This window comes from Lampropedia aestuarii, assembly GCF_004803635.1.
Lineage (GTDB): Bacteria > Pseudomonadota > Gammaproteobacteria > Burkholderiales > Burkholderiaceae_C > Lampropedia > Lampropedia aestuarii.
This window is the reverse complement of the sequence record NZ_SSWX01000011.1, coordinates 65,035-91,253: the sequence shown is the minus strand read 5'-3', so window position 1 is coordinate 91,253 and position 26,219 is coordinate 65,035. Positions and strand designations below refer to the sequence as shown.

The window sequence follows — 26,219 nt, the reverse complement described above, 5'->3', positions numbered from 1 at the left end:
TGCTTTGTTAAAAAACTTCGCCGGGCAAATAGCCCTGAGGCGATTTTTGCCGCGCATTGCATCCTTATAGATTTCAACGCGGCTGGGTGGAGATGATGAACAGGTCTGTGGCGATCTGCTGCGTGGTCTTTTTTTTGTCCATGGCGACGGCTATGGCCTGCAAATGACGCCTTGCGGCCCATCCTGACACCGCAGTATCTCAGCGACGGTGATTTGCAGAGCTTGCCTGACTGCGTAAAACTGTCTTGGATTAATCATAAGACTGTCAATAAATTGAAAAGCTAATTGGTAATACTGCGGCCTTTTCCAACTAGGTACGCTGTATGACTTTGCTCAGAACCCCTCTTGCCATCGCTGCGACACTGGCGCTGGCTTTTGTGACTCCCACGCTCTCACACGCTTTTGGTGCCTCCGATGCCGTGCGTACTTCTGGCAGTGTGTTTGCGCTCAAGGCGGCAGAAAGTGCTGCCGTGATCTTGGACCAGAGCTTTGCCGATTTGACTGCACTGCCACAAGGCTGGGTGGTTCATGCGAACAACAAAGGCTCGGTGGCAGTGCAAAACGGCGCTTTGGTCATCAATGGCTCGGCCGATTCGTACAGCATGACCGGTGTGTCGCTGCCGCAACATTTGCTGGAGCGGGACAATTACCGCATTGATGTGCAGTTCACCTTTACCCAGTCCAATGACAATGGCCGCTGGGGCAGCATCATGTACCGCACATCTGCGGCAGACAACAGTCTGCCTGGTGAGCCTTACCACCAGTTTGCGATTCGCCGGGATGCAACAGCGGCATCGGGCACCGAGTTCGCTTTTCGCAATGGCGGAGCCTGGAATGTGTTGAATAAGACGCCCTTTAGCGAAGCCATCAGTGCTGACAAGACCTACCATGCGACCGTGATTGTGCATGGCAAACGTGTCCAGCAATTTTTGAATGGTGAGCTGCTGCATGACGTCACCCTGTCCGAGCAATACCCGAAGGGCGGCATTGGCCTGCAAACGGCAGGTCTGACGATGCGTGTAGACCGCATTACCGTGACAGAGCAAACTGCGGCGCTGCCTGAGCCGATTATTCCGGTGGTGGCCGCGCAAGAGCCGCCCACCCAGGCTTCAATGGCACCGACACTGGTGGACTTGGGCGGTGCCGCTGGCGCACAACTCAGCCGTGCCAGCAATGCCTACTTCACCATTACGCCAGAGTTGCAGCTGAGCGATGCCTTTGGCACAGACGCAGGCACTTTGCTGGCTTTTCTGCGCGACGAGAGCCGTGTGACGATTCCCGCGCTGTATGTGGATGACCTGGCGACCATTACAGCCATGAAGCAACTGGCTGAGCGTGAGAAGCTGGAGCTCAAAGATATGACGCTGATCTCCAGCGATATCGCGGTGTTGCAAGCAGCGCGCAGCGCGCTGCCAGCGGCGCGAACAGCGATGCATTTCCCGTCCCTGAGCAGCCTTGAGACCGATGCCGATGTCTTGCAGGTAGCCAGCCAGACCAACAAGGCTGGCGCCAAGATTGCCATCTTGCCTGAAGGCATTTTGAACAAGGCCAGAGTCGCACACCTGCAGCGTTTGCTGGTGACTGTCTGGGCCGACAGCGCCGCCAGCACGCCAGTGGAGGCGGCGCAAGTCTTGCTGACCGGCGTCAATGGTGTGGTCTCGGCCAACGGCACGGTGTTTGCTGAGGTGTTGGCCAAGCTGCCGCAAAACACTCTGCTGCGCAAACCGATTGTGGTGGGCCACCGTGGCATGCCCGGCACGACCGATGAGAACACCTTGGAAGGTGCCCGTGCCGCCGCCGCTGTTGGCGCAGATGCGATTGAAAACGACATCTACATCACCACCGATGATGTGTTGGTGGTGATGCATGACACCACAGTCGATCGCACCACCAATGGCGTCGGCCCTATTGAGAGCATGAGCTTGGCGCAAGTGAAGGCGCTGCGCACTGACAGTGGCTATGAAGTGCCGACTCTGCAAGAGTTTTTTGAAGAGTTCAAAGACCAGCCGATTACCCACTTCATCGAACTCAAGAGTGGCAATCCCAAGATTGTGCCGGCCCTTAAAAAGCTGATTGAAGAACAGGGTGTAGAGGCCCAGTCTGGCATGATTTCCTTCCTGGGCGACCAGCTCAACCGTGGTCGCGTTGAGTTGCCTGGTATTACTGGTGGTTTTCTTACCAGCTCGCCCAATACTGGCAATCCCGAGCAAGATCTGGATGCCATCTTGAGCGATACGCAGCGCTACTCCTCGACCTTTAACCCCAACTACGGCGGTTTGCAGCGCGCCACTATTGAGGCGGCCAAACACCGCGGCACGACCTTCTGGCCATGGACGCTCAGAAAACAGGATGATTTCTACCAGCTCTACAGCTGGGGCATGCACGGTATCACCACCGATGATGCGCACTGGGCCAAGGACTTTCCGGTCAGTGTGACGACCACGCCTTTGGATGCACCAATTGCATTGAACACCGCCACCAGCGTGCCGGTCGAGTTGCGCACGCAGATTGGCAATATCAGCCAGAGCAGCGCCAATACCTGGGTCTATTTGTCAGGCACAACTGAGCCTAGCGTGGGCCAGGATGGCAGCCTGAGCTTTAGCAGCAATGGCAGTGCAACGCTGTTGCCAGGCTACCGCCACCAGATGAGTGGCGAGCACAACTATGTGATTTTTGGCGCGCCGCTGACTGTGCAAGTGGGTGCTGCAGTCCCTGTGGTCGATGTGGAGGTGACGACACCGCAAGGCGGCGAAGTGGGCTGTGTGGCGGGCGAACAAGCCAATAGCGCGGTGTGCAGTGTGACAGCCCAGCCAGGCTACCGCATTGTGCCAACGCAGCCAGGCGGCACTTGCGCTGCTGGCCAGTGGGATGCGACTTTCAGCAGCTACACCTTGGACTCAGTGGATGCCAACTGCCGCATTGAATTCACGTTTGAGGCAGCACCAGTGGCGCTGGATCTGAGCGCAGTTGGCCAAACTGGTCAATTGGTGTTGGGCGCCAGCGGTGGCGGCGACGGTTTGTGGCGCTTTGACACGGCCCAGGCGCCAGCCCTGCAACAGCCAAGCAGCCTGCCAGAAGGCGTGAGCATGCCTTATGGTGTGGTCAGTTTTGCCTTGGTTGATGGCGCTGAAGGCGCTGCAGCCGATGTGGTGCTGACTTACCCTGCGGCGCTGCCAGCTGGCGCGCAGTACTACAAGTTTGGCCCAACGCCAGAGCAGGCCGAGCCACACTGGTATGTGTTTGCGGGAGCCAGCATTTCGGGCAATACCGTGCGCCTGAGCCTGCAAGACGGTCAGATGGGCGATAACGACTTACTGGCCAATGGCGTGATTCGTGATCCGGGTGGTGTGGGCGTGGCTGCTGCCGTTGCGCCTAGCAACGCCACACCAGTGCCAACGACTGGCGTCATGGGCTTGCTGGGTCTGTCGGCCGCCCTGGCTGCATTGGGCATTCGCCAGCGTCGCCATGCTGCAGGCGCGAAGGCTGCCAAGCGCGCTTAACATTCAGTAGGCAATAAGCACAGCCCCTCTTGGTGAGCGCCAAGAGGGGCTGTGCGCTTGTGGGGTGCCGATGCTGTGGCATTGTGGCTGATGCGAAATGGCACTGATCTGGTTGTTGCGCGCGCGATTGCCGTGCGTGTCAATGCGGGTGCCGTCGAGGCCGCAGCTGCGCATTGGCACGATGGCGCTGCCAGCGGGCAGCAGCAACACACGCATCAGCAACGCCGGGGCAGGGGATTATTAGAGTTTTAAAAACCTGTCTATTGGGGAGCTTGTGTGCAGTGGCCACGACCTCGCCTTGTGATTCTTGTTCCTTGCTGCGCGGGCGCTGGTCGCCGCTCGACTGGCGATTCACTGGCAGTGGGCGTTGCTTGCTGAGCGGCTCAGGAGATAATGGCGGTATGAATGCACCCACTATTGATGCTGCCAACAAGGCAGATCCGACTTCTTTCAGCCAACTGATGCTTGGCGCGGCCATGCAAGACAACTTGCACAAACTGGGCTATCTGCAGATGACCCCTATTCAGGCCGCCAGCCTGCCATTGGCGTTGCAGGGCAAGGATGTGATTGCCCAGGCCAGTACCGGCAGCGGTAAAACGGCAGCGTTTGGTCTGGCGTTGCTGGCGCGCCTGAACCCGCGCTGGTTTGCTGTGCAAAGCCTGGTTCTGTGCCCGACGCGTGAGTTGGCCGACCAGGTTGCCACAGAGATTCGCCGTCTTGCACGCGCTGAGGAAAACATCAAAGTGGTCACGGTGTATGGTGGCGTGCCAGCACGCAACCAGATTGCCAGCCTGGAGAATGGCGCCCACATCATTGTGGGCACGCCCGGACGCGTGATGGACTTGATGGAGCGTGGCGCGATTGATTTGTCGGCCCTCAATACCTTTGTGCTCGACGAAGCCGATCGCATGCTGGACATGGGGTTCTATGCCGACATCGACCAAGTGGCCAGCCAATGCCCGCCTGAGCGACAAACCCTGTTGTTCTCGGCGACCTACCCCGATGGCATTGCACAGCTGGCACAGCGGTTCATGCGCGAGCCGCAACTGGTCAAAGTCGCTGCCCAGCACAATACGCACAAGATTGAGCAGCGCTGGTATGAGGTCGCGGAAAACGAGCGCCTGCATGTGGTGGCGCAAATGCTGGCGCATTTCCGCCCTGAGTCTTCCATTGCGTTTTGCAATACCAAACAGCAATGCCGCGATTTGGCCGAGGTGTTGCAAGCCCAGGGTTTTAGCGCATTGGTCTTGTTTGGCGAGCTGGAGCAGCGTGAGCGCGATGAGGTGCTGGTGCAGTTCTCCAACCGCAGTTGCAGCGTGCTGGTGGCCACCGATGTTGCTGCGCGCGGCCTGGATATTGCGAATCTGGAGGCGGTGATCAACGTCGACACCACGCCCGATCCTGAAGTCCATATCCACCGCATTGGCCGCACTGGCCGCGGTGATGCTGACGGTCTGGCTCTGAGCCTGGCCAGCATGGAGGAGATGGGCTCGGTAGGCCGCATTGAGCTGCTGCAAGGCCGCGAGTCCGAGTGGCATCCAGTGAGCGAGTTGACGCCGGCTTCCAGCGAGCCACTGGTGCCCGCAATGCGCACAATCCAGATCATGGGTGGGCGTAAAGAGAAGATTCGCGCCGGCGATGTGCTGGGTGCGATGACACGGGATTTTGGTTTTGCCAAAGAGCAAGTTGGCAAAATCAGCGTCAATGACTTTTCCACTTACGTGGCGGTGTCTCGCTCCATTGCGAACAAAGTGCTCACAAAGCTCAATAACGGCCGCGTCAAAGGCAAAACCGTCCGAGCGCGTTTGCTGTAAAGCCCAGGCTTGCTGGACGACAAGCTTGCCGATCCAAGCCGATCCAAGCCGATTCAAGCCGATTCGACTCAGCTCAGCAACACCTGCACCTACCAGTGCGTGCGCCAGACCATTCAAGTCGCTTGAATCTGCTGTAAAAACTGCAATGCCTGGTTGGTGCACTGGGTGTGGAGCAGGCTCCGAGACGCGCAGCTCGTCGGCAGCCGGATCGCGGACGATGCGGCCACCAGCGGTGGCGTTTGGTTGCAGTCGGCAATTCGGTTCAGCCGATGCGCAGCATTTGGGCGCGTAGCATTTGGCCGCGTAAAAAGTGCAAGCGTGCAGTGACTCAGCGGCGCAGCTGAATTTCTATTTGGCCGTCTTCGCGTGGCACCAGTTGGACCGGGTGCAAGTTGGTGAGTAATTTGGCAAAACGGTCGGGCCGGTTGGCCTCGTACATTCCGTCAATGGGCAGCGCCGCGACCTTGGGATCGGTGATCGCCAGTTTGGTGGGGCCATAGCGCTCTAGTTCCACCAGGGCTTGTGCCAGCGGCGTATTGCTAAAGCGAATCAAGCCGCTGCGCCAAGGCGCAATATCGCCAGCAGGCAAGGCTGTCACTGCGCCCATTACGCCAGCGGGGCTCACTTGCAGGCCTTGCTTGGCGTGCAAAATGCGCCTGGTAGTGGTTGGTGTGGCGTTGCCCGCTGACTGCGCATGCACCTCGACAATGCCCGCTTCGACTTGCACATTGACCTCGCCTGCGCCTTCTCCTTGTGCCCGATGCCGTACAGAAAAACGGGTGCCTAAGACCCGCAGCGTGGCTGAGCCGGCCTGGACTTGCCAAGGGCGCTGGGTATTGGGCGCCACATCGAGCAGTATTTGGCCATCAAGCAACTGGAGTTCACGCCGGTTACGGTAAAGCGCCACGTTGACGTGGGTGTTGGAGTCGAGCACGAGTTGGCTGCCGTCTTTCAGTGCAATTTCCTGGCGTTGGTCTTGCACGGTGGCATAGCTGGCCTGGTAACTGGGCGCATTCCAGGCCTGCCAAGCTAGCCAAGCCACGAGGGCAAACAGGGCGCTGCAGACTCCCGCTGCCAGCACATGGCGCTGCCTCAAGCCCCAGCCGTACCGACCACGGCTGGCTCCTTGCGGAGTTGCACTGCGGTGCGATGCGCGGGGTTTGGATGCGTGGCTTGGAGCTTGCGCTGCGTCGTGGTCCGTGTCCAGTTCAGGTGGCCAGGCATGCACAAAGCGCGCCCATGCATGGGCATCGCTGCTTTGCAATCGAGGCGTATCTTCCTGTGACAAGTCACGCTGTAACTGGTAGCTGTGCACCATGTCGTCATAGGCGGCTGCATGCGCTGGGCTTTGCGCGCGCCATTGGGCAAAGTCCTGTGCCTCTTGCGCACTAAGGCCTGCGACGTGGCGCTTATGCCAGTCAGCCGCGGCAAGATCAACCTGGCTTTCTTGAGCGAGTACCAAGTTCAGCTCGCGCTGCACGCGTTCCTGCTCCTCGAGGCTGGCAGAGCCGGTCCGATCGGGCTGCTTGGAATGGTTCATTGGATGGAAATGCGACGAAGGCTGAAGCGAAATGGACTTTGAAATGGGGCAATCGTTCACTGCTTGCGTGGATGCAGGACCACGCGAATTGGTTCATCCATCAAGCGGCGGCGTTTGGCACACACCATATTGCCATGCAGAGTGTTTTGTTTGACCATAGTGACCGATAACCCTAGGCGCTCGTTAACCTTGTCATGGGCCCGTCCATCAAACAGGTGTAGGGAGCAATTTTTAGCATTTGGGCGACACAATACCCATGGTTTCGAGCCGAGCCATTTCTGAGCCATTTCTGATTTGGGTGGCCGCGCAAATGCGTTGGGGCTGTAGGGGCGCAGACCACTCGTGCCAGATCGTTTCCTGTATCGCAGGCAGTAGATCCGCAGCGCGTGCAACGGCTTGGCGTTCATTGTCAGTTCCCGCTCTGCTGGTCATATTGCCCCATCGCCAGCATCCGGGTGCTGCTAGCTTGCGCCATCACTTCTGCAAGGGCTGAGTGCATGACTTGGCGCAGGCAGAAGTGCAAGCGTTTACGGTCGTACTGTATGCGCTCGGTGTTGTGGCAGTCATCACAGCAAGATCCAATTGATAAGTTGTCAATGCAAGGGCGCTTGCTGGCCACACTGGTGTAGCGCTTTGTCCGTCAAAGCAGTGCAAACGATAATGAGATTCAGTTTTATATTGTACGGGGATTCCTTATCAACACGGTAAGGAGGTCGCGAAAAATCGCAGTTCTTGCCTACGAATAAGCTGGTGCTTGTTTTTTAAGCATGGCATTGGGGCTGCTAAGGCGATCCTCTGCTCCACCACAAGTTATCCACAGAGTTGTGAACGTTAAATGTGGATGGGCTTGGATGTAATGGCTGCGCACTGCAGTGCCAGTTGGCGCGCAGGGATTGTTGAGCGGCGAAAAAGACAATCAAAGCAAGCGCTGAGGGGGCTTGGTGTGTCCATCAAGCAGATTGGAAGTGTCTTTTTTTGGTTATTTTGGCCATTTTGTGGGCAATTCAGAGCACTAGCCTCGGTTATGCCACAGAGACGCCTTGCGTCGCGCATTGGATATGTGTGATAATGACCGGCTTCGCTCGTGTGCATGCTGCACGTGTGCGGAGAAAATTTTATCAACCTTCTCTCATGCTGGTGCCTGGCTAATATGGATGGGTGTGCGGTAACGCAGCTGCCAATTGCAGTGGTTGCGGTGTAGAGTTTTGGAGTAATAACATGAGTCTGAGTAACTCCCTGGGGTTGCTGGGCCGTAAAGTTGGCATGATGCGCCTCTTTACTGATGACGGGGAATCGGTTCCTGTCACAGTGGTGGATGTGTCTAACAACCGCGTGACCCAAGTCAAAACCCAAGAGAACGATGGTTACACTGCATTGCAGGTAACTTTTGGTTCCCGTAAGGCTTCCCGTGTGACCAAGCCGCAAGCTGGTCACTTGGCCAAAGCCGGTGTTGAAGCTGGTGAAATCGTTCGCGAATTCCGCGTGACTGAAGAAACTGCTGGCCAATACGCTGCTGGTGCAGCTGTTCCAGTGGCCGGTCTGTTCGCAGCTGGTCAAAAAGTGGACGTGCAAGGTACTTCGATCGGTAAAGGCTACGCCGGCACCATCAAGCGCCACAACTTCAGCTCGCAACGTGCCTCCCACGGTAACAGCCGCTCGCACAATGTGCCTGGCTCTATCGGTATGGCGCAAGATCCTGGTCGTGTTTTCCCTGGCAAGCGTATGACTGGCCACATGGGTGATGTGACTGTGACGAGCCAAAACCTGGACATCGTTCGCGTGGACGAAGCCCGTCAGCTGTTGCTGATCAAAGGTGCTGTTCCAGGCTCTAAAGGTGGTTTTGTGACTGTGCGTCCTGCTGTGAAGGGAGCGAAATAATGCAAGTCGAGCTCCTGAATGAACAAGGCCAGGCTGCGGCATTTGACGCTCCTGAAGAACTGTTCGGTCGTGACTTCAACGAATCGCTGATCCATCAGCTGGTGGTGGCTTATCAGGCCAACGCTCGCCAAGGCACACGTGCCCAGAAAGATCGTCAGCAAGTTAAGCACTCCACGAAAAAGCCGTTCAAGCAAAAAGGTACAGGCAACGCCCGTGCTGGTATGACTTCCTCGCCAATCTGGCGTGGGGGCGGTCGTGCATTCCCGAACTTGCCTGAAGAAAACTTCTCGCAAAAAATCAACAAGAAGCAGTACCGCGTTGGTATGGCTTCGATCTTCTCGAAACTGGTGGCTGATGGCCGTCTGTCTTTCGTGGAAGACATCAAGCTGGACAGCCCAAAAACCAAAGGTTTTGCTGCAGCTCTGAAAAATATGAAGGTGGAATCTGCGCTGGTGATCGCTGATACGATCGACGAGAACCTGTACTTGGCCTCGCGCAACCTGCCAAATGTGTATGTCATCGAGCCACGTTACGTGGATCCGCTGTCGCTGGTTCACTTCAAAAAAGTGCTGGTGACTAAGGGTGCCGTTGAACAGCTCAAGGAGATGTTTGCATGAGCCGCGTGAACCCGACTCCCAAAGAGCGTCAATTCAGCGAAGGTCGTCTGTACCAAGTGCTGGTAGCTCCAATTGTTTCGGAGAAGGCCACATTTGCGGCCGAGCAATCCAACGCTGTGACTTTCAAAGTCCTGCGCGATGCTACTAAAGCTGAGATCAAAGCCGCTGTTGAACTGCTGTTCAAAGTGGAAGTGACCGGTGTCTCCGTTGTTAACGTCAAAGGCAAGACCAAGCGTTTTGGCCGCACCATTGGCCGCCGCGACCACGTTCGCAAGGCTTATGTGCGACTGAAAGAAGGTCAAGAGCTGAACCTGTCTGGGGAGGCTGCGTAAACCATGACTATCATTAAACTCAAGCCAACAACTCCTGGTCAGCGTGGTGCGGTAAAGATTTCCCGTGCTCACCTGCACAAAGGTGCTGGTTACGCCCCTCTGCTGGAGCCACAATTCCAGAAAGCCGGTCGTAACAACAACGGCCACATCACAACACGCCACAAAGGCGGTGGTCATAAGCACCACTACCGCGTAGTTGACTTCCGTCGCAACGACAAAGATGGTATTGCTGCGAAAATCGAACGCATCGAATACGATCCAAACCGCTCGGCCCACTTGGCTCTGGTGGTTTACGCAGACGGTGAGCGTCGCTACATCATCGCTCCACGTGGTCTGGAAGTGGGCGCAACAGTCGTGTCTGGCTCGGAAGCTCCGATCAAAGCCGGCAACACACTGCCAATCCGCAACATCCCAGTGGGTTCGACCATCCACGCAATCGAATTGCAAGCAGGCGCTGGCGCGCAAATCGCCCGCTCCGCTGGTACTTCGGCTACTTTGCTGGCACGTGAAGGCGTGTACGCTCAGGTTCGCCTGCGCTCTGGTGAAGTGCGTCGTGTGCACATTGAGTGCCGCGCTACGATTGGTGAAGTCGCCAACGAAGAGCACAGCCTGCGCCGTTTGGGTAAGGCCGGTGTGAAACGCAACATGGGTATCCGTCCAACCGTTCGCGGTGTGGTAATGAACCCGGTTGACCACCCGCACGGTGGTGGTGAAGGTAAGACTGGCGAAGGCCGTCACCCAGTCGATCCATGGGGTAACCTGACTAAGGGTTACAGGACCCGTAATAACAAGCGTACACAAACATTCATTGTGTCGCGTCGTAAGAAATAAGGGTAGGGCGCCATGACACGTTCACTCAAAAAAGGTCCATTTGTGGATCACCACCTGCTCGCCAAAGTCGAAAAGGCTGTGGCTGGTAAGGACAAGCGTCCAGTGAAAACCTGGTCGCGCCGCTCCATGGTGTTGCCTGACTTCATCGGTCTGACGATCGCTGTACACAACGGCAAACAGCATGTGCCTGTTTACGTAACTGATCAAATGGTTGGCCACAAGCTGGGTGAGTTCGCATTGACTCGCACCTTCAAAGGTCACCCGGCTGACAAAAAAGCCAAGAAATAAGGAGTAAACCGATGTCTGAAACTCGTGCTGTACTCCGTGGCGTTCGTCTGTCCGCAGACAAAGGCCGCTTGGTAGCTGACCTGATCCGTGGCAAAAAAGTCGATCAAGCTTTGAACATCTTGACATTCACGCCGAAAAAAGCGGCTGGCATCATCAAGAAAGTTCTGGAATCGGCGATTGCCAATGCTGAACACAATGACGGCGCTGATATCGACGAATTGCGTGTTAAAACCATTTACGTCGAGCAAGGTACCACTCTGAAGCGCTTCACTGCACGCGCAAAAGGCCGTGGTAACCGTATCAGCAAGCCTACCGCCCACATTTATGTGGTCGTAGGCAACTAATCCAGAGGACAACTATGGGACAGAAAATCAACCCAACCGGTTTCCGCCTGGCGGTGAGCCGTGACTGGTCCAGCCGTTGGTACGCCAACAACCGTGACTTCGCCGGTATGCTGGCTGAAGACATTGAGGTGCGTAGCTACCTCAAAAAGAAACTGAAAAACGCGCAGGTCTCCCGCGTGTTGATCGAGCGTCCAGCTAAAAATGCCCGCATCACCATTTACTCGGCTCGTCCGGGTGTCGTGATCGGCAAAAAAGGCGAAGACATCGAGAACCTGAAAAAAGAGCTGACCAAACGCTTGGGCGTGCCAGTGGCAGTGAACATCGAAGAAGTGCGCAAGCCTGAAATCGACGCTCAACTGATCGCTGACAGCATCACCCAGCAGCTGGAAAAACGCATCATGTTCCGCCGCGCGATGAAACGCGCGATGCAGAACGCCATGCGTCTGGGTGCTCAAGGTATCAAGATCATGTCTGCTGGTCGTTTGAACGGTATCGAAATTGCCCGTACCGAGTGGTACCGTGAAGGCCGTGTGCCTTTGCACACTCTGCGTGCTGATATCGACTACGCAACATCCGAAGCTTCCACGACTTACGGCATCATTGGTGTCAAGGTCTGGGTTTACAAGGGTGACACACTGGGTCGCAATGATTTGCCAGCAGCTCCAGAGCCGCGCGAAGAAGAGCGTCGTCCACGTGGCCGTCGTCCAGCCGGTGGTCGTGATGACCGCCGTGGTGACCGTCGTGGTCGCGGCTCCAACGCAGCTCCGGCTGATGGAAGCGACAAACCCGCAGAAGCCACTTCTGCATCTACCGCCGTTAAGCGCGCAGACAGCGCGCCCGCGACAGCTGCGGACGGACAAGGAGAATAACCATGCTGCAACCTGCTCGTCGCAAGTTCCGCAAAGAGCAAAAAGGTCGCAACACCGGTATCGCAACCCGTGGCAACACGGTTGCGTTCGGTGAGTACGGCCTGAAGTCTACTGATCGCGGACGCCTGACAGCTCGTCAAATCGAGTCTGCCCGTCGTGCTATTACCCGTCACGTCAAGCGTGGTGGCCGTATCTGGATCCGTGTGTTCCCAGACAAGCCAATTTCCACAAAACCAGCTGAAGTGCGTATGGGTAACGGTAAAGGTAACCCAGACTACTACGTTGCTGAAATTCAGCCAGGTAAAGTGATTTATGAAATCACTGGTGTGCCTGAAGAACTGGCTCGTGAAGCGTTCCGTTTGGCTGCTGCCAAACTGCCTTTGCGCACCACTTTCGTTGCTCGCCAATTGGGCGCTTAATTTCAGGAGATACACATGGCTAAAAAATCGACTGAAAAGCAATCCAAAGCAGAAGTTCTGCGTGGCAAAGACGTTGCTGGTCTGAAGGATGAAGTGAAGTCTTTGCAAAAGGCCCACTTTGGTCTGCGCATGCAAGTAGCAACTCAGCAGTTGAATAACACCAACGTGCTGCGCACTACTCGCCGCGACATCGCTCGTGCGAAGACCATTTTGACCCAGAAGCAAGCTGAAGAAGCTGGCAAATCCAACTAAGAGGCCGATATGACGGAAGAAAAGAAATCCCTCAAGCGCACCTTGGTTGGCAAGGTGGTCAGTGATAAACGTGCGAAAACTGTGACCGTTCTGGTTGAGCGTCGCGTTAAGCACCCAATCTACGGCAAGATCGTAATGCGCTCCAGCAAATACCACGCTCATGATGAGAATGGTGAGTACAAGCTGGGTGACACCATCGAAATCACCGAGAGCCGTCCGCTCTCCAAAACCAAGAACTGGGTTGCTACCCGCTTGGTACAAAAAGCTGTTCTGGTGTAATTCACACCTGCCAGTTTGAAAAAAGCCCTGCTATGCAGGGCTTTTTTTTATGGCGATGCCGCACGGGCTCTTTGGCGGCGCAGTGCGAGCAGTGCAGGTTTGGCCGCCAAGCGCTGTCATCGGTATTGGAGTGCGCAGCCCGCTTCAATGGGCGCTGCCGAGCTCCACAAAGCCCGTTAAGCTGTCAGATTGGCTTGTTGTGTGCTTGTAAGGACGAGAATGGATTGGCTCAGTGCTTCGTGGATTTGGATTCCTGTGGTCGTCATGGCAGCTGCTGCCCAGACCATTCGCAATACGGCGCAGCGCGCCCTCAGCGGTGGCTTGGGCACCTGGCCAGCGACGCTGGTGCGGTTTTTGTATGGTTTGCCCGTGGCATTGCTGTGTTTGGGGCTGTTGTATTGGGTGCCTGAGACAACTCCCATCGTGCCGCATTTCAGTGGCGTGTATGTGGGCTGGATTGTGTTTGGCGCCGTATTCCAAGTCGGGGCAACTGCTGCGTTGCTATTGGCGATGCAGGCGGGCAATTTCGCAGTCTCTATCACGTTCTCGAAAACCGAAGTCTTGCAGCTGATGCTCTTTAGCAGCGTGGTCTTGGCCGAGGTACCTGTGATGCACCACATGGTCGCGGCTGTGGTGGCGACCTTGGGTGTCGTGCTGCTGGCGTGGCCTGCGCCCAATAAGCTGGCAGGGACAGGTCGTCAAGCATTGACGCGGGCATCATTGTACGGTTTGGTTTGCGGTGCCTGCTTTGCATTGGCCACTTTGGGCTTTCGCGCTGCAGCTGTGAATCTGGAGGGTGTCAGCCCCTGGATTTCTGCCGCATGGGGCGTGGTGTTTGCCCAAAGTCTGCAAAGCGTAGTCATGTCGGCCTGGCTGGCCTGGCATGACCGGGCAGGACTGATGGCCTGCTTTCGCAGTTGGCGGGTGTCGATGCTGGCAGGGGCGATGGGGGCCATGGCCTCGCTGTTGTGGTTTTCTGCCTATGCGATGCAAACTGCGGCAGCCGTGCGTGCACTGGGCATGGTGGAGGTCTTGTTTGGTTATCTGGTCTCTCGCAAGCTGCTGCATGAGCGTTTGCGTCTGCCGGAGAAATGGGGCATTGCCTTGGTGGCAGGGGCGATTGTCTTGATTGGTCTGCCGTTATAGTGTGCGCTGGTGGTAACTCAGACGCCGAAAGATGACCGAGCCAATGGATTCGCACGACAACAACAATTCCAGCCCATGGGGCTTGGCAGCGCCTGCGCCTAGCGCACGTATTGCGCCCAAAATCTGGCCTGTAGGCGCTTTGTGCCTGGCTATCAGCGATGCATTGCAAGCGCGTTTTCATACCGTAACGGTTGAGGGTGAGATCAGTGGACTGACCAAGGCCTCAAGCGGACATTGGTATTTCTCACTCAAAGACGCCAGTGGGCAATTGCGCTGTGCGATGTTTCGCCGCGCTGCCTCGCTGGTCAATCTGCCAATTCAAGAAGGGGATCGGGTGCAGGCCCAGGCACGTGTGACGGTGTATGAGCCGCGAGGCGATTTACAGTTGGTGGTCGAGTCCTTGCGCCTGGCCGGACAGGGCAATTTGTACGAGCAGTTCTTGCGTCTTAAAGCACAGCTGGAGCAAGAGGGCTTGTTTGACTCTGCCCGCAAGCGTCCGTTGGCAGCCATTCCAGCTGGCGTGGCCGTGGTGACATCTGTGAATGCGGCGGCATGGCACGACATCATGACGGCCTTTCGCCGCAGAGCACCGCACGTTCCCGTGCTGCTTGTGCCTGCCTTGGTGCAGGGGCAGGAAGCACCCGCGTCGCTGCGCCAAGCCTTACAGAAACTCTACCAAGGCATTGAGCAAGGCACGCTGCGGCGCGCCGATGGCTCGCATTGGCAGATCGACACGATTGTGCTGGCCCGTGGCGGCGGCTCGATTGAGGATTTATGGGCATTCAACGACCCGCAATTGGCCCGTTTGATTGTGCAAAGTCCAGTGCCGCTGGTTGCAGGCATTGGCCACGAAACCGATGTGACGATTGCTGATTGGTGTGCCGATGTGCGAGCGCCCACGCCCACGGCTGCGGCCGAGTTGGTCGCTGCCTCTGCCCAGCAATTGGGCCAGCAGTTGTCGCACAGGCAAGACCGTTTGGCGCAGGTGATGGACCGGCAGCTGCTGGGCCAGGAGCAGCGCCTGCAACGCATAGCGCAGGCCTTGTCCAGGCCTTCGGCCTTATTGGCACGGCATGGATCGCGCTTGGACCAATACGCCCATGCCATGCGTTTGGCGGCCCAAAGCCAGTTACAGCGCACAGCATTCAGGCTGGACCAACTGCAGCTCAATACGCCGCGCAGCGTGCAAAAAAGTGTGCAGCAACACAGCCAGCAATTGGCACAAGCCGAGTTGCGTTTGCGCATGCTCGATCCCCAGCGTGTATTGGAGCGCGGCTACGCAATCGTCACCAACCCGGCTGGCGAAGTCGTACGAGATGCCTTGCAGGCGATGCCGATAGAGCCTTTGCATGTGCGGCTGGCCAAGGGTAGCCTGCGTGTGCAAGTACTCGATGTCAAGGAGTGAGATTCGCTGCAGTGCGATCGACCCAAGCCTGCTACGATGGGCGCCGATAGGCAGGAGGCCAACAAATGGATGCGTGGTGGATTGTGGTCTTGGGAGCAATGGCCGCAGGCCTGGTGCAAGGCATCGCGGGCTTTGGTTTTGGCATGGTCGCGATGTCTTTTTGGGTCTGGATACTTGAGCCGCAGGCCGCCGCCGCCTTGGCGGTGTTGGGGGCAGTGCAAGGCCAATTGATTGCCGCAGTCACGGTGCGCCGTGGTTTCAATGCCTGCGCACTGGCGCCTTTCATCTTGGGTGGATTGCTCGGTTTGCCTTTGGGTATTTATCTGCTGCCACAGCTAGATATGCAATGGTTCAAGCTGCTGCTGGGGCTGTTTTTAGTGGTGGTCTGCCCGCTGATGATGTTTTCCGCCCTGCTGCCGCGCATCACCTACCGGCCGCGTTGGGCTGATGCCTTGGTCGGTTTGTTCGGCGGGGTGATGGGCGGTTTAGGCGGCATGACGGGCGTTTTGCCTTCGCTGTGGTGCACGCTGACTGGCATGGAAAAAGATGCGCAACGCGCTGTATTGCAAAACTTCAACCTGAGTTTGTTGCTGGTAACGACTGCCAGCTATATCGCAACGGGCCTGGTGACCGCCGAGGTCTGGTTGACGTATGCGATGGTCGCACCTGCCATTCTGATTCCCAGTCTAATGGGCGGCAAACTGTATAAAGGTCTGAGCGAGCGCCGTTTCAAGCAATGTGTGCTGGGGCTTTTGACCGCATCGGGCATCACCATGTTGATTGCGGCTGTGTGGCCTTTGCTGTTGCACTGACAAGGGGGCAGTGCACGCGCACCTGGGCCTGCCTTGCGTTGCGCTTGATCGGCTACCAGAACCAGCCACGTTTGGGCAAGGAATCGCGGCACTGCGCATATTGCTGTGCGTAGCGCTGGGACCTTTCTTGGACTTTTCTGGCAACGGGCGGTAACCAAGATTTGCTCAGATAACTCTGGCGTCGATAGCCGGTCCAGCCTTCGTGGTAATTCAAATACTGGCCATAGGCATCTGACATGGCCGTGCCATTGACCTGGCGACTCTTGCTCATATACCAGCCAATGAAATCGATGGAGTCGGCAAAATCGCTGCGTTTGACAAAGCTTTTGCCGGTCTCTTGCTTGTACTGCCCCCAGGTGCTGTCCAGGGCCTGCGAATAACCATAAGCGGTGCTGATACGGCCCCAGGGAATAAAGCCCAGCAGATAGCGCTTGGGCGGCACGGCATCCGAACGAAAAGACGATTCTTGGTAGATGATGGCCATTGGCACCTGCACCGGCGCACCCCATTCGATTTGGGTTTTCAAGGCAGCTTGGTGCCAGCTGGGGTATTGCTGAAAAATAGCGCAGACATCCTCTGGATTGCGCGGCGGCGCTGTACTGCAGCCGCTGAGAAGCGCGGCCAGGCAAAGCAGTAGCCAGAGAAGTGGCGTACGCTGGGGGGAAGTGGAAAGCCTGGTGTTGGGCATGGTCAAAGCAAGAGACCGGTGACCGGTTCGCAGTTGGAGGTGATCAGGAGGGTGCCCAGACAGGCTGCCAAAGTGTAGCGCAGCTGGGAAAACAGACTCTCAAACGGTGGCTTTGAGCCTGCAAAGCTTCCCTGACGTTGTGGGTGTCTCTTTGTGTGTTGCCAGATCGCTGGTGCCTGGAACTGGTGAGGGTGCTCGGTTTTTTGCACGCGCACGGTGGCAGGCGGCTTGATTGCGCCCAGTAGAGCCAGTTCGCGCAAGGCATCAGGCTGCTGCCAGCAGTTTTTATTTCTTGTCACGATCCTGTCAAAAGTAGTTTCTACACTTCGCCACCGAGGCGTTGGCATGTGTGGGCAGCGCTAACTTTTGGAGAACCCATGACTCATAAATTATTGTATCCAGTGATGGCTGGAGTAGTGGCTTTCTTGGCCGCGTGCGGGGGCAGCAACGACGATAGCTCGACTCCTGTCGTGCCAATGCCTGCGCCACAGAAGAACGTTGTGTTCTTTTTGGGGGATGGCATGGGCATCACGACCATGACTGCCGCGCGTATTTACGCTGTGGGTGAAGAGGGTGAGTTGACCATGGATACGCTGCCGGAGACTGCTTTCATCCACACCTACTCGCGTGATGGCCAGGTCACCGACAGCGCGCCTTCGATGGCTGCGTACATGACCGGTGTGAAGATGAACAACGAAGTCATCTCGATGTCTGCGGAGACCCGTGCCACAGACGCGCAAGGCAATGCTTACGTGCAAAACGAAAATTCAACATGCCCAACTGGCAATGGCACGCCTGTGGATACGATCTTGGAGCTGATGAAAGACCAAGGTTATGGCACAGGTGTGGTCACAACCACACGTGTGACCCATGCGACGCCAGCGACCACGTACGCCCACGTTTGCCACCGAGATGCCTACAACACCATCGCTGCCGCTTTGGTGCCTGGCGGTGCCGGCTTTAATAGCCGCTTGGGGGATGGCGTAGACGTCGTGATTGGCGGCGGTATCCGAAACTTCCTGCCTAGTGACAAAGGCGGTCGCCGCACCGATGGCCGTGACCTGACCGCTGAGTTGGTCAAGGCCAACTACAAATTTGCCGCCACACGTGCCGAATTCGACAGCCTGCCCACTGACGGCAGCAAGATTGTGGCGTTGATGACGTCCGGTGATATGAGCTATGACCTCGACCGTGACCCAGCCAAAGAGCCATCATTGGCAGAGATGACAGGCAAAGCGATTGATGCGCTGGCCGCACAGAAAAAAGGCTTCTTCCTGATGGTTGAAGGCGGTCGCATCGACCATGCTCTGCATGCCACCAACGCGCGCCGTGCCTTGCAAGACACCATCGCTTTTGACAATGCTGTCAAGCTGGCGTTGGACAAACTCGAAGCGATCGACCCCGGTCTGAAAAATACCTTGGTGGTGGTAACCGCTGACCACGACCACACGCTGCAAATGAACGGCTACGCCGCACGCACCGGCAAGACCGAGCCAGGAAAACCTGGGGTGCTGGGCCTGGTGAACAACTACACCGATGGCAAAGCTTCCACCGATGTTGATGGCAACAACTACACGATCCTGGGCTTTGGCAACGGCTTGAAGCGTTTGGACCAGCGCGGCGTGATCACGGCAGAAATGCTGGAAGACCCGAACTACCTGCAAGAAGCTGTGGTGCCGATGTCAGGCTCTGAAACCCACGGTGGTGGCGACGTCTTCCTGGGCGCAAAAGGCATGGGTGCCGAGAACTTCCGTGGCACCTTGACCAATAACGAAGTGTTTGGCCTGATCAAAAAAGCCATTGCAATGAATTGAGCTGCCCCAGCAACAAAGGATACCGATCATGACTACACCATTTCATAAAACAGCCATGGCCTTGGCGCTGGGCGCAGGCTTGTTGGCAGCCACAGGCGTAGCCAGCGCGCAAACTGCCAAGAACGTGATTTTCTTCTTGGGCGATGGCATGGGCCCTGTGACTGTCACTGCCGCACGCATTTACAAAGGTGAGAAAGAAATTGCCGCTGGTGCGAAGTTGGAGTCTTCCGAGCGCGCTGCACTGGCACTGCAAACCTTGGGTTATGCCGGCCGCATCAAAACTTTCTCGCTCGATGGCCAAACGACCGACAGCGCGCCTTCCATGGCCGCGTATATGACCGGCGTGAAGATGAATAACGAAGTCATCTCGATGTCAGCCGATACCCAGGCCTACGCGCCAGATGGCTCGCAGTACATCAACGGCGAAGACTCCACGTGCCCAGTGGACAATGGCCAGGCTGCTGAAACGCTGCTGGAGCTGGCCATTGGTCAGGGCCGTTCTACAGGCGTGGTCTCCAACACCCGTGTAGGACATGCCACGCCTGCGGCAACTTATGCGCACGTGTGCAACCGCAATGCCTACAACACGATTGCCGAGCAGTCTGTGCCGGGGTACCCAGAGTACAACACCCGTTTAGGCGCTGGCATTGATGTGATGCTGGGCGGGGGCTGGCGCAATTACCTGCCCAGGTCGGTCTACCCCAACAGCCGCCGCAGCGATGAACGCAACCTGGTGGCTGACATGCAAAGCAATGGTTATACCTACGTGAACTCTGGCACGGCATTGAATGCGCTGGATACGCGCAACACCAGCAAGCTGCTGGGCCTGTTTGCGAACAGCGAAATGGCCTATGAGCTTGACCGCGTCAAAATGGGACTGGATGAGCCAAGCCTGTCTGAAATGACGACCAAGGCGCTCGATGTCTTGAGTCGCAACGACAAGGGCTTCTTTCTGATGGTCGAAGGCGGCCGTATCGACCATGCTTTGCACGGCACCAACGCCAAGCGCGCGCTGGAAGACACACTGGCCCTGGACGAAGCAGTGCAAGCTGCATTGCGCGTGATGGAGCAAAAAGACCCTGGCCTGGCCAATACGCTGATTGTCGTCACTGCCGACCATGACCATGCAATCGCGTTCAACGGCTACACCAAGATTGGCAATCCGATTTTGGGCTTGGTGCAGGACTACAGCACAGGCGAAGTGGTCAAGGCCGCTGATGGCAAGCCTTACACCACCTTGGTGTTCGGTAACGGCGGTCGTGCCGGTGTAGGCGCTATGGCTGAAGATGGCGAAGCCTTCATTTCACCGCCCCGCGCAGCATCGCGTCAGGACTTGACCAATGTGGACACCACAGCTGACAACTTCCTGCAAGAAGTCGGTATTCCTTTGGGCGCGCCCGGTGCTGAGACCCACGGCGGCGGTGACGTGATGTTGTTTGCCGGCGGTGCGGGTGCCTCACATTTCCGCGGAACCTACGACAACACCAAAGTGTTTGAGAAAGTGCGTGCAGCCGCTGGACTGTAAACATGCCAGCACATTGATATTGGCACATTCAGTGTGAATCAACACAGAGGCGGGTTGCCTATGGCAGCCCACCTCTTTTGTGCTTTGTACGCAGCTCTTGATAGAGTTTGCACAGCCACCGTGAACCGATGAGAGAAATGAACATGACCAACGCGACTCAGCCCTGGCGTATCCCCGCTAATGTGTTGCAAGCCGCTGTTGCCGCGGCCTTGCTGATGCCCATATGGTGGGGCCATGCACCGGTGGCAGCATCTGCGGCAGCCACTGCTGCACAGGCTGAAGCTGCGCTGCAAGCAGCCCCCGATGTGCAACTGCGGCTCAATTACCGCACCATGAATATTGGCAGCGATGGCGTGCAGCGCGAAGCCAGCTACACCAAAATCATGTACCGTGAAGGCCAGCGCATTTGGATTGAGAAAGACCAGCCGCAGGCCTTGCGCGATAGCCTGGCGCACGGCCACGGCGGAACGACCAATACGGGCCCGCATGCAGGTCACGCCCACACGCTGGCGCAAGAGGCTCCAATCATGGTGCAGCGTAGCGACACTGGCGAGGTCGAGGTGCAAGTGATCATCAAGGAGATGGAGCAGCTCATCAGCGTCGAGCCCGCCCACCAAGGCAATGTCGGCTACAACGGTTCGTGGGAGGCGACCTATTGGGTGATTCCGCCGTCTTCACTCACCGCCTTGCAGCCGGTAGGCCAACCGCGCGATGGAATTCAGCTCTACCGCAAGTTTGCCGATGAAAGCATGACCGAAGTCGCGTGGGATATCGAGAAACAGTATCCGCGGCGGGTGCTCAAACGCGGCCCCCATGACACCACGTTCTACCAACTGACCGCTGAAGAGATTGACGCTCCTGAAGTGATGCCTTGGACCTTGTTAAGCCATTACAAAACAGGCGATTATTCCGACTTGCTCGATTGAGCTCAGCCAGTCGGCCAATAAAAAAGCAGCACAAGGCTGGGGAGCGCTGTGCTGCTTTTGGGCTTTAAGGGACGAGCCCTAGGGTGTTTGATCAGACTTCTGTCAGCATCATCACTTTGGCTTCGCCCTTGGCAATTTTCTCTTGCCAAATCGCAGGGCCGGTGATGTGGGCGCTGGTGCCCCCTGCATCCACAGCGACGGTCACTGGCATGTCGACCACATCAAACTCGTAAATGGCTTCCATGCCCAAATCCTCAAAGCCCACGACTTTGGCAGTCTTGATCGCTTTGGAGACCAGGTAGGCCGCTCCACCCACAGCCATCAAATAGGCGCTTTGGTGGTTTTTGATGCTTTCGATTGCCACTGGGCCGCGTTCGGCCTTGCCCACCATGGCGATCAAACCCGTTTGCTCCAACATCATGTCGGTGAACTTGTCCATGCGGGTCGCCGTTGTGGGGCCGGCAGGGCCGACGGCTTCGTCACGCACCGGGTCGACCGGGCCAACGTAGTAAATTACGCGGTTGGTAAAGTCCACTGGCAAGGATTCACCTTTGGCCAGCATGTCTTGAATACGCTTGTGCGCGGCATCGCGACCAGTCAGCATCTTGCCGTTGAGCAGCAAGGTGTCGCCCGGTTTCCAGCTCGCCACTTCTTCTTTGGTCAGGGTGTCGAGGTTGACCTTCTTGCTCTTGTTGTAGTCTGGCTCCCAGTCGATTTTGGGCCACAGATCCAGCGATGGTGCATCCAAATACACCGCGCCTTCGCCCTTGAGTACGAAGTGCGCATGGCGCGTGGCGGCGCAGTTCGGAATCATTGCCACCGGCTTGGACGCCGCGTGGGTTGGGTACATCTTGATCTTCACATCCAGCACCGTGGTCAGGCCGCCCAGGCCTTGCGCGCCAATGCCCAGCGCGTTGACTTTTTGGTAGAGCTCCAGGCGCAGCTCTTCGACTTGGTCGAGTTTTTCGCCGCGCGCCGATTTTTGCTGCAGCTCGTACATGTTCAGGTCTTCCATCAGGCTTTCCTTGGCCAGCAAGACGGCTTTCTCAGCCGTGCCGCCAATGCCAATGCCCAACATGCCTGGCGGGCACCAGCCCGCGCCCATGGTCGGCACGGTTTTGAGCACCCAGTCGACCAGGTTGTCGCTGGGATTCATCATGATCATTTTGGATTTGTTCTCGGAGCCGCCGCCTTTGGCCGCTACCGTCACATCAACGGTATTGCCCGGCACGATTTGCACCGAAATCACCGCAGGTGTGTTGTCCTTGGTGTTCTTGCGGGCAAACTGCGGATCGCTCACGACCGAGGCGCGCAACTGGTTGTCGGCGTTGTTGTAGCCGCGGCGCACGCCCTCGTTGATCGCGTCTTCCAGGCCCATGGTGAAGCCGTCCCACTTCACATCCATGCCCACTTTGAGGAACACGTTGACGATGCCGGTGTCCTGGCAAATTGGGCGGTGGCCAGTGGCACTCATTTTGGAGTTGGTGAGAATCTGCGCCATCGCATCCTTGGCCGCAGGACTTTGCTCCCATTCATAGGCACGGGCCAAATGCTCAATATAGTCACTCGGGTGGTAGTAGCTGATGTATTGCAGGGCAGCCGCAATCGACTCGATCAGGTCATCCTGACGAATGGAAGTAGTAGTCATGGCGTGGGGATTTGTTGTGAGGGTCAGGCCAGTGGCCGTGCCTTCATGTTAATACACTGTCTCTGCACTCCCAAGCATCTGGCGATGCCACAACTCGGAGCGCAGCGCAATTATCGCCGTTATGCGCCTTTGTCTCAGGCAATGCGCGCCAAAACCCGCAAGTGTGCAATAGGGCGCCGACAAGGGCGCCGATGGCGCCCTGGAGAAAAGAGCCGAGGCTCATGCGGCTCTGGCGGGTAGTTTATAGCGCTTGCAGCGCGTCTGCCACGGCTTGCTTGAGAGGTGTAGTGGGGCGACCAATCAAGCGCGAGAGCGTGCGGTCATCGGAATACAACGCGCCTTGCGCTGCACCGACATCCCATGACGCAATTGCCGCAGCCAAACCTTCGGGCAGGCCAAAACCGGCCAAGGCCTTCGCGTATACACGTCCTTGGGAAACGACGCACGCACAAGTGAATGCATTGCGGCGCTAGCAGTGTGAGTCCATTCTAGGAAAGCAGGCTGGGCCGATAAAGCCATCAGGTTTGAATGGATCGTTTTTGAAAAAGAAACAATTGCGACTTCGAAACTGTAGTGCAAAGACAATTGGATGCAGGTTTCATGTGCAATAATTGCCAGCTTAGTTTGGGCCTATAGCTCAGTTGGTTAGAGCAGAGGACTCATAATCCTTTGGTCGCAGGTTCGAGCCCTGCTGGGCCTACCAAAATCACAAATGAAATCAGCGGCTTACATGGCCGCTTTTTTCTTTTCAGAACCTGGCGTATCGAAATTTGCCCAATTCTTGACCGTGTTTGCGTCACCGGGCAAGTGGGAGGGTGCTCGGTTGGCATGCTTCTTCACCATTAAGAACTCACTCCTGCCGCCCAATTTCTTGAGAACAAGCTGTGGGCATTTTGAGCATGCCAAATGGCCCAGGCGAGGCGCAAGTCATGAAGGCGTATTTGCTTGATGCCGATGTTCTTGCACGCCGCACCAAGAGTGCGTTTGCCAATAGCCTGACCCGCTTGCCGCACGTACGTGGGCTTGGCCATCTTTACTTCTGCCGGCGTGCAGCCATGCGGTTGTCTTTTTCAAATCCATATTCCGGCGCTCAAACCCGAGCACTTCATCCGGGCGCCTGTTTGCTGCAAGCGCAAGTCGGCAGGCTATGACCGTTTTGTCATGCCCTGCGCATTGTGAATGCGGCCATCTCCAGCGTTTGCAAAGAAAAAATACAGACCGGTCTTAACTGCATGGCATTGTCTGAGCAGGTGACTTTTTAATGGCCACAGCTCTTTTTAAGCGGGCAATTGTGCGAAAAACGCATAAACAAGGGAAAACACCTATTAGTTGCGTGAAGGGCTGTTCTGGCGTGTTGGCTGCCATAGCGCTCGATTGTCTGCCAAATCATTCCATATATGGAAGAGCTTGGCGCCGTTTGGATGCGTTGCCAAGGTGGCATGCCGTACTGCTTGGTTTGCTTTTCTGTGTAGTCTTCAATGCGGTATACAAGAGACAAACTGAAAAATTCCAATGAATGCATTGGCTTAGCGTTTTTTTCTTGAGCATGCGATTGATTTTTCTTTGTTGCCAGCATGAAAGGACTGGCGAGGGGATTGTTGGCGTGTTTTTTGTCCTGCAGGTGATAGGGAATTTCTCACTGATTTTTATAGATGTTCTCGCTATTTAATTTCATATATGGAATATAAATAATATATTTGAAATTTATTGACTGAATGTGGAATTGACACCTAAGATTCACTCGTGTTTCGATCAGTGAGCTCGATCAGCGAGCCAGACAAGGAATAACGAGTGCGGCATTATCAAAATTTCATCAACAACCAGTTCAGACCTTCCGAAGGAGCGTCACGCTTGGAGGTGCTCAATCCAGCCACGGAAGCGCTGGTTGCGACAGTCGATTGTGTGACGCCAGAAGATGCATTGCTGGCCACGCAAGCGGCGGCAGGTGCGCAAAAACTCTGGCGCAAATTGCCTGCTGTCGAGCGTGGCAAGTACCTGCACAAACTGGCTGATGCGCTAGTGGCACGTGCCGACAGCATTGGCAAGGCGCTGGCTTTGGAATCGGGCAAAAGCCCCGAACATGCACGCGGTGAAGTGGTGTATGCCGCGGAGGTGACGCGCTACCACGCCGAGTGGGCGCGCCGCATTACCGGTGAGATCGTGCCAAGTGACAACGCCAACGAAAATTTGCTGCTCTACCGTGAGCCGATTGGGGTGGTGGTTTGCCTGATCCCATTCAACTCACCGGTGTACACCTTGATGCGCAAACTGGCGCCCGCACTGATTACTGGCAATACCGTGATTGTGCGCCCCAGCAGCTACACACCGTGCTCGGCACTGGAAATTGCGCAGGCGGTGGCGGATGCGGGCATTCCCGCCGGGGTGATCAATATCGTGGCCATGAACCACCAAGTGGCAGAGCAGGTGTGCACGCACTCTGCGGTTGGCATGATTACGTTGACGGGCAGTGTGGGGGCAGGGCGCAAGGTGCTGGAGTATTCGCAAGTAAATATTGCCAAGGCCGCGCTGGAGCTGGGCGGTAAAACACCCGTTATCGTCGAGCCCGATGCGGATCTTGCCAAGGCGGTTGCCGACATCGTGCGCTCCAAAACATCTAACTGTGGCCAGCTGTGTACTGCCGCTGAGCGCGTGTACGTGCAGGAGTCGGTGGCGCCGCAGTTTATTGCCATGCTGAGCGAGGCCATGCGCAATCGCCAATGGGGCGATCGCAGCAAAAACCACGATTGGATGGGACCGCTGATTCACAACAATGCGCGTCTGCATATTCACCGCATGGTCGAGCGCGCCATTGACGATGGTGCGACCTTGGAGTGCGGCGGTGTGGTGCCAGAGGGCAAAGGCTTCTTCTACCCGCCCACACTGCTGACCAACTGCCGTCAAGACATGGAAATTGTGCAGGAAGAAACTTTTGGTCCTGTGCTGGCTGTGGTGACATACCAAACACTGGATGAGGCCATGGACATGGTCAACGACCACCAGTTTGGTTTGGCCTCCATGGTGTACAGCGAGAACTACCGCACGATCATGCGTGTGACCAACGAAATCGAAGCTGGGGAGTGCTATGTCAACCGCATTCCCGATGACCCTTACCAAGGCTTTCATGCGGGTTGGAAGCGCTCTGGCATAGGCGGTGACGATGGCATGCACGGCATGCTGGCGTTCACGCAGACACGGCTGGTGGTGGGCTCTTACTGAGCCACCTACGCAGTTTTTTCTTGACAAGACAACACATAACGCGTGCAGCTGACTGCACGCGTGGGGCGATGCTGCG

The 26,219-nt window shown here is 56.6% G+C and carries 24 protein-coding genes and 1 tRNA gene; 21 read left to right on the top strand and 4 right to left on the bottom strand.

The genetic code is table 11. The features are described from left to right. The first annotated feature begins 323 nt into the window (after positions 1-323). From E8K88_RS09935 to dbpA, 3 genes are all read left to right on the top strand, one after another. Positions 324-3,500, top strand: coding sequence for a glycerophosphodiester phosphodiesterase family protein (locus E8K88_RS09935; protein ID WP_136406512.1), 3,177 nt, complete (start codon positions 324-326; stop codon positions 3,498-3,500). 90 nt (positions 3,501-3,590) lie between these two features. After that, on the top strand, positions 3,591-3,752 hold the full coding sequence (locus E8K88_RS18015) for a hypothetical protein (RefSeq protein WP_168797300.1): 162 nt from the start codon (positions 3,591-3,593) through the stop codon (positions 3,750-3,752). Between the two features lie 149 nt (positions 3,753-3,901). Then, positions 3,902-5,314, top strand: coding sequence for an ATP-dependent RNA helicase DbpA (gene dbpA / locus E8K88_RS09930; RefSeq protein ID WP_136406511.1), 1,413 nt, complete (start codon positions 3,902-3,904; stop codon positions 5,312-5,314). Positions 5,315-5,642: 328 nt separating this feature from the next. Here the strand turns inward: dbpA and E8K88_RS09925 are convergent, their stop codons facing one another. After that, the gene (locus E8K88_RS09925; protein WP_136406510.1) at positions 5,643-6,854 is read right to left on the bottom strand and encodes a FecR family protein; all 1,212 of its coding nucleotides are present in this window, start codon (positions 6,852-6,854) and stop codon (positions 5,643-5,645) included. A gap of 1,218 nt (positions 6,855-8,072) precedes the next feature. Between E8K88_RS09925 and rplC the strand changes: the two genes are divergently transcribed. From rplC to E8K88_RS09860, 13 genes are all read left to right on the top strand, one after another. After that, a complete protein-coding gene (gene rplC, locus E8K88_RS09920) occupies positions 8,073-8,732 on the top strand; it encodes a 50S ribosomal protein L3 (protein WP_136406509.1) in 660 nt (219 codons plus the stop codon). Continuing rightward, the gene (gene rplD / locus E8K88_RS09915; RefSeq protein WP_136406508.1) at positions 8,732-9,349 is read left to right on the top strand and encodes a 50S ribosomal protein L4; all 618 of its coding nucleotides are present in this window, start codon (positions 8,732-8,734) and stop codon (positions 9,347-9,349) included. The genes rplC and rplD overlap by 1 nt, the downstream gene beginning before the upstream one ends. Then, positions 9,346-9,681 (top strand): 50S ribosomal protein L23, encoded by a 336-nt coding sequence (rplW, locus tag E8K88_RS09910; RefSeq protein WP_136406507.1) that lies wholly within the window; start codon positions 9,346-9,348, stop codon positions 9,679-9,681. The genes rplD and rplW overlap by 4 nt, the downstream gene beginning before the upstream one ends. Before the next feature lie 3 nt (positions 9,682-9,684). Next, on the top strand, positions 9,685-10,512 hold the full coding sequence (gene rplB / locus E8K88_RS09905) for a 50S ribosomal protein L2 (protein WP_136406506.1): 828 nt from the start codon (positions 9,685-9,687) through the stop codon (positions 10,510-10,512). A 12-nt stretch (positions 10,513-10,524) separates the two neighbouring features. After that, complete coding sequence (gene rpsS, locus E8K88_RS09900) at positions 10,525-10,800, top strand: 30S ribosomal protein S19 (protein ID WP_136406505.1); 276 nt, start codon at positions 10,525-10,527, stop codon at positions 10,798-10,800. An 11-nt stretch (positions 10,801-10,811) separates the two neighbouring features. Next, positions 10,812-11,144 (top strand): 50S ribosomal protein L22, encoded by a 333-nt coding sequence (rplV, locus tag E8K88_RS09895; RefSeq protein ID WP_136406504.1) that lies wholly within the window; start codon positions 10,812-10,814, stop codon positions 11,142-11,144. 14 nt (positions 11,145-11,158) lie between these two features. After that, positions 11,159-12,013, top strand: a complete 855-nt coding sequence (gene rpsC / locus E8K88_RS09890; protein ID WP_136406503.1) for a 30S ribosomal protein S3 — start codon at positions 11,159-11,161, stop codon at positions 12,011-12,013. 2 nt (positions 12,014-12,015) lie between these two features. Further along, positions 12,016-12,432 (top strand): 50S ribosomal protein L16, encoded by a 417-nt coding sequence (gene rplP / locus E8K88_RS09885; protein WP_136406502.1) that lies wholly within the window; start codon positions 12,016-12,018, stop codon positions 12,430-12,432. 15 nt (positions 12,433-12,447) lie between these two features. Further along, positions 12,448-12,684 carry a 50S ribosomal protein L29 gene (gene rpmC / locus E8K88_RS09880; RefSeq protein ID WP_136406501.1) on the top strand — a complete coding sequence of 79 codons (237 nt, stop codon included), beginning with the start codon at positions 12,448-12,450 and terminating at the stop codon, positions 12,682-12,684. A 9-nt stretch (positions 12,685-12,693) separates the two neighbouring features. Then, entirely contained in the window at positions 12,694-12,963 is a 270-nt protein-coding gene (gene rpsQ / locus E8K88_RS09875; protein ID WP_136406500.1) for a 30S ribosomal protein S17, read from the top strand. A 219-nt stretch (positions 12,964-13,182) separates the two neighbouring features. After that, positions 13,183-14,109: a DMT family transporter gene (locus E8K88_RS09870; protein ID WP_136406499.1), complete on the top strand. Its 927-nt coding sequence runs from the start codon at positions 13,183-13,185 to the stop codon at positions 14,107-14,109. A 43-nt stretch (positions 14,110-14,152) separates the two neighbouring features. Next, positions 14,153-15,514, top strand: a complete 1,362-nt coding sequence (gene xseA / locus E8K88_RS09865) for an exodeoxyribonuclease VII large subunit (RefSeq protein ID WP_136406498.1) — start codon at positions 14,153-14,155, stop codon at positions 15,512-15,514. 65 nt (positions 15,515-15,579) lie between these two features. Next, positions 15,580-16,326 (top strand): sulfite exporter TauE/SafE family protein, encoded by a 747-nt coding sequence (locus tag E8K88_RS09860; RefSeq protein ID WP_136406497.1) that lies wholly within the window; start codon positions 15,580-15,582, stop codon positions 16,324-16,326. Positions 16,327-16,378: 52 nt separating this feature from the next. Here E8K88_RS09860 and E8K88_RS09855 read toward each other — a convergent pair whose 3' ends face one another. After that, a complete protein-coding gene (locus tag E8K88_RS09855; RefSeq protein ID WP_168797299.1) occupies positions 16,379-17,014 on the bottom strand; it encodes a transglycosylase SLT domain-containing protein in 636 nt (211 codons plus the stop codon). A 377-nt stretch (positions 17,015-17,391) separates the two neighbouring features. Here E8K88_RS09855 and E8K88_RS09850 point away from each other — a divergent pair, with 377 nt between their 5' ends. From E8K88_RS09850 to E8K88_RS09840, 3 genes are all read left to right on the top strand, one after another. After that, positions 17,392-18,828, top strand: coding sequence for an alkaline phosphatase (locus E8K88_RS09850; RefSeq protein WP_136406496.1), 1,437 nt, complete (start codon positions 17,392-17,394; stop codon positions 18,826-18,828). A gap of 28 nt (positions 18,829-18,856) precedes the next feature. Then, the gene (locus tag E8K88_RS09845) at positions 18,857-20,353 is read left to right on the top strand and encodes an alkaline phosphatase (protein WP_136406495.1); all 1,497 of its coding nucleotides are present in this window, start codon (positions 18,857-18,859) and stop codon (positions 20,351-20,353) included. Positions 20,354-20,496: 143 nt separating this feature from the next. Continuing rightward, positions 20,497-21,279, top strand: coding sequence for a hypothetical protein (locus E8K88_RS09840; RefSeq protein ID WP_136406494.1), 783 nt, complete (start codon positions 20,497-20,499; stop codon positions 21,277-21,279). A 91-nt stretch (positions 21,280-21,370) separates the two neighbouring features. Here the strand turns inward: E8K88_RS09840 and E8K88_RS09835 are convergent, their stop codons facing one another. Together E8K88_RS09835 and E8K88_RS09830 are read right to left on the bottom strand one after the other, a co-directional pair. Continuing rightward, positions 21,371-22,927 (bottom strand): fumarate hydratase, encoded by a 1,557-nt coding sequence (locus tag E8K88_RS09835; RefSeq protein ID WP_136406493.1) that lies wholly within the window; start codon positions 22,925-22,927, stop codon positions 21,371-21,373. Positions 22,928-23,168: 241 nt separating this feature from the next. After that, positions 23,169-23,336 carry a hypothetical protein gene (locus E8K88_RS09830; RefSeq protein ID WP_205880056.1) on the bottom strand — a complete coding sequence of 56 codons (168 nt, stop codon included), beginning with the start codon at positions 23,334-23,336 and terminating at the stop codon, positions 23,169-23,171. 217 nt (positions 23,337-23,553) lie between these two features. On the opposite strand from E8K88_RS09830, the gene E8K88_RS09825 reads away from it, so the two are divergent. Together E8K88_RS09825 and aldA are read left to right on the top strand one after the other, a co-directional pair. Beyond that, positions 23,554-23,630, top strand: a tRNA-Ile gene (locus tag E8K88_RS09825). Positions 23,631-24,718: 1,088 nt separating this feature from the next. Beyond that, a complete protein-coding gene (aldA, locus tag E8K88_RS09815; RefSeq protein WP_136406492.1) occupies positions 24,719-26,143 on the top strand; it encodes an aldehyde dehydrogenase in 1,425 nt (474 codons plus the stop codon). Positions 26,144-26,219 lie beyond the last annotated feature (76 nt).

What these genes read in the sequence shown, in the direction of transcription:
- E8K88_RS09935 (WP_136406512.1), top strand. Translation starts at nt 324, where the DNA reads ATGACTTTGCTCAGAACCCCTCTTGCCATCGCTGCGACACTGGCGCTG.
- E8K88_RS18015 (WP_168797300.1), top strand. Translation starts at nt 3,591, where the DNA reads ATGCGAAATGGCACTGATCTGGTTGTTGCGCGCGCGATTGCCGTGCGT.
- dbpA (WP_136406511.1), top strand. Translation starts at nt 3,902, where the DNA reads ATGAATGCACCCACTATTGATGCTGCCAACAAGGCAGATCCGACTTCT.
- E8K88_RS09925 (WP_136406510.1), bottom strand. Translation starts at nt 6,854, where the DNA reads ATGAACCATTCCAAGCAGCCCGATCGGACCGGCTCTGCCAGCCTCGAG.
- rplC (WP_136406509.1), top strand. Translation starts at nt 8,073, where the DNA reads ATGAGTCTGAGTAACTCCCTGGGGTTGCTGGGCCGTAAAGTTGGCATG.
- rplD (WP_136406508.1), top strand. Translation starts at nt 8,732, where the DNA reads ATGCAAGTCGAGCTCCTGAATGAACAAGGCCAGGCTGCGGCATTTGAC.
- rplW (WP_136406507.1), top strand. Translation starts at nt 9,346, where the DNA reads ATGAGCCGCGTGAACCCGACTCCCAAAGAGCGTCAATTCAGCGAAGGT.
- rplB (WP_136406506.1), top strand. Translation starts at nt 9,685, where the DNA reads ATGACTATCATTAAACTCAAGCCAACAACTCCTGGTCAGCGTGGTGCG.
- rpsS (WP_136406505.1), top strand. Translation starts at nt 10,525, where the DNA reads ATGACACGTTCACTCAAAAAAGGTCCATTTGTGGATCACCACCTGCTC.
- rplV (WP_136406504.1), top strand. Translation starts at nt 10,812, where the DNA reads ATGTCTGAAACTCGTGCTGTACTCCGTGGCGTTCGTCTGTCCGCAGAC.
- rpsC (WP_136406503.1), top strand. Translation starts at nt 11,159, where the DNA reads ATGGGACAGAAAATCAACCCAACCGGTTTCCGCCTGGCGGTGAGCCGT.
- rplP (WP_136406502.1), top strand. Translation starts at nt 12,016, where the DNA reads ATGCTGCAACCTGCTCGTCGCAAGTTCCGCAAAGAGCAAAAAGGTCGC.
- rpmC (WP_136406501.1), top strand. Translation starts at nt 12,448, where the DNA reads ATGGCTAAAAAATCGACTGAAAAGCAATCCAAAGCAGAAGTTCTGCGT.
- rpsQ (WP_136406500.1), top strand. Translation starts at nt 12,694, where the DNA reads ATGACGGAAGAAAAGAAATCCCTCAAGCGCACCTTGGTTGGCAAGGTG.
- E8K88_RS09870 (WP_136406499.1), top strand. Translation starts at nt 13,183, where the DNA reads ATGGATTGGCTCAGTGCTTCGTGGATTTGGATTCCTGTGGTCGTCATG.
- xseA (WP_136406498.1), top strand. Translation starts at nt 14,153, where the DNA reads ATGGATTCGCACGACAACAACAATTCCAGCCCATGGGGCTTGGCAGCG.
- E8K88_RS09860 (WP_136406497.1), top strand. Translation starts at nt 15,580, where the DNA reads ATGGATGCGTGGTGGATTGTGGTCTTGGGAGCAATGGCCGCAGGCCTG.
- E8K88_RS09855 (WP_168797299.1), bottom strand. Translation starts at nt 17,014, where the DNA reads ATGCCCAACACCAGGCTTTCCACTTCCCCCCAGCGTACGCCACTTCTC.
- E8K88_RS09850 (WP_136406496.1), top strand. Translation starts at nt 17,392, where the DNA reads ATGACTCATAAATTATTGTATCCAGTGATGGCTGGAGTAGTGGCTTTC.
- E8K88_RS09845 (WP_136406495.1), top strand. Translation starts at nt 18,857, where the DNA reads ATGACTACACCATTTCATAAAACAGCCATGGCCTTGGCGCTGGGCGCA.
- E8K88_RS09840 (WP_136406494.1), top strand. Translation starts at nt 20,497, where the DNA reads ATGACCAACGCGACTCAGCCCTGGCGTATCCCCGCTAATGTGTTGCAA.
- E8K88_RS09835 (WP_136406493.1), bottom strand. Translation starts at nt 22,927, where the DNA reads ATGACTACTACTTCCATTCGTCAGGATGACCTGATCGAGTCGATTGCG.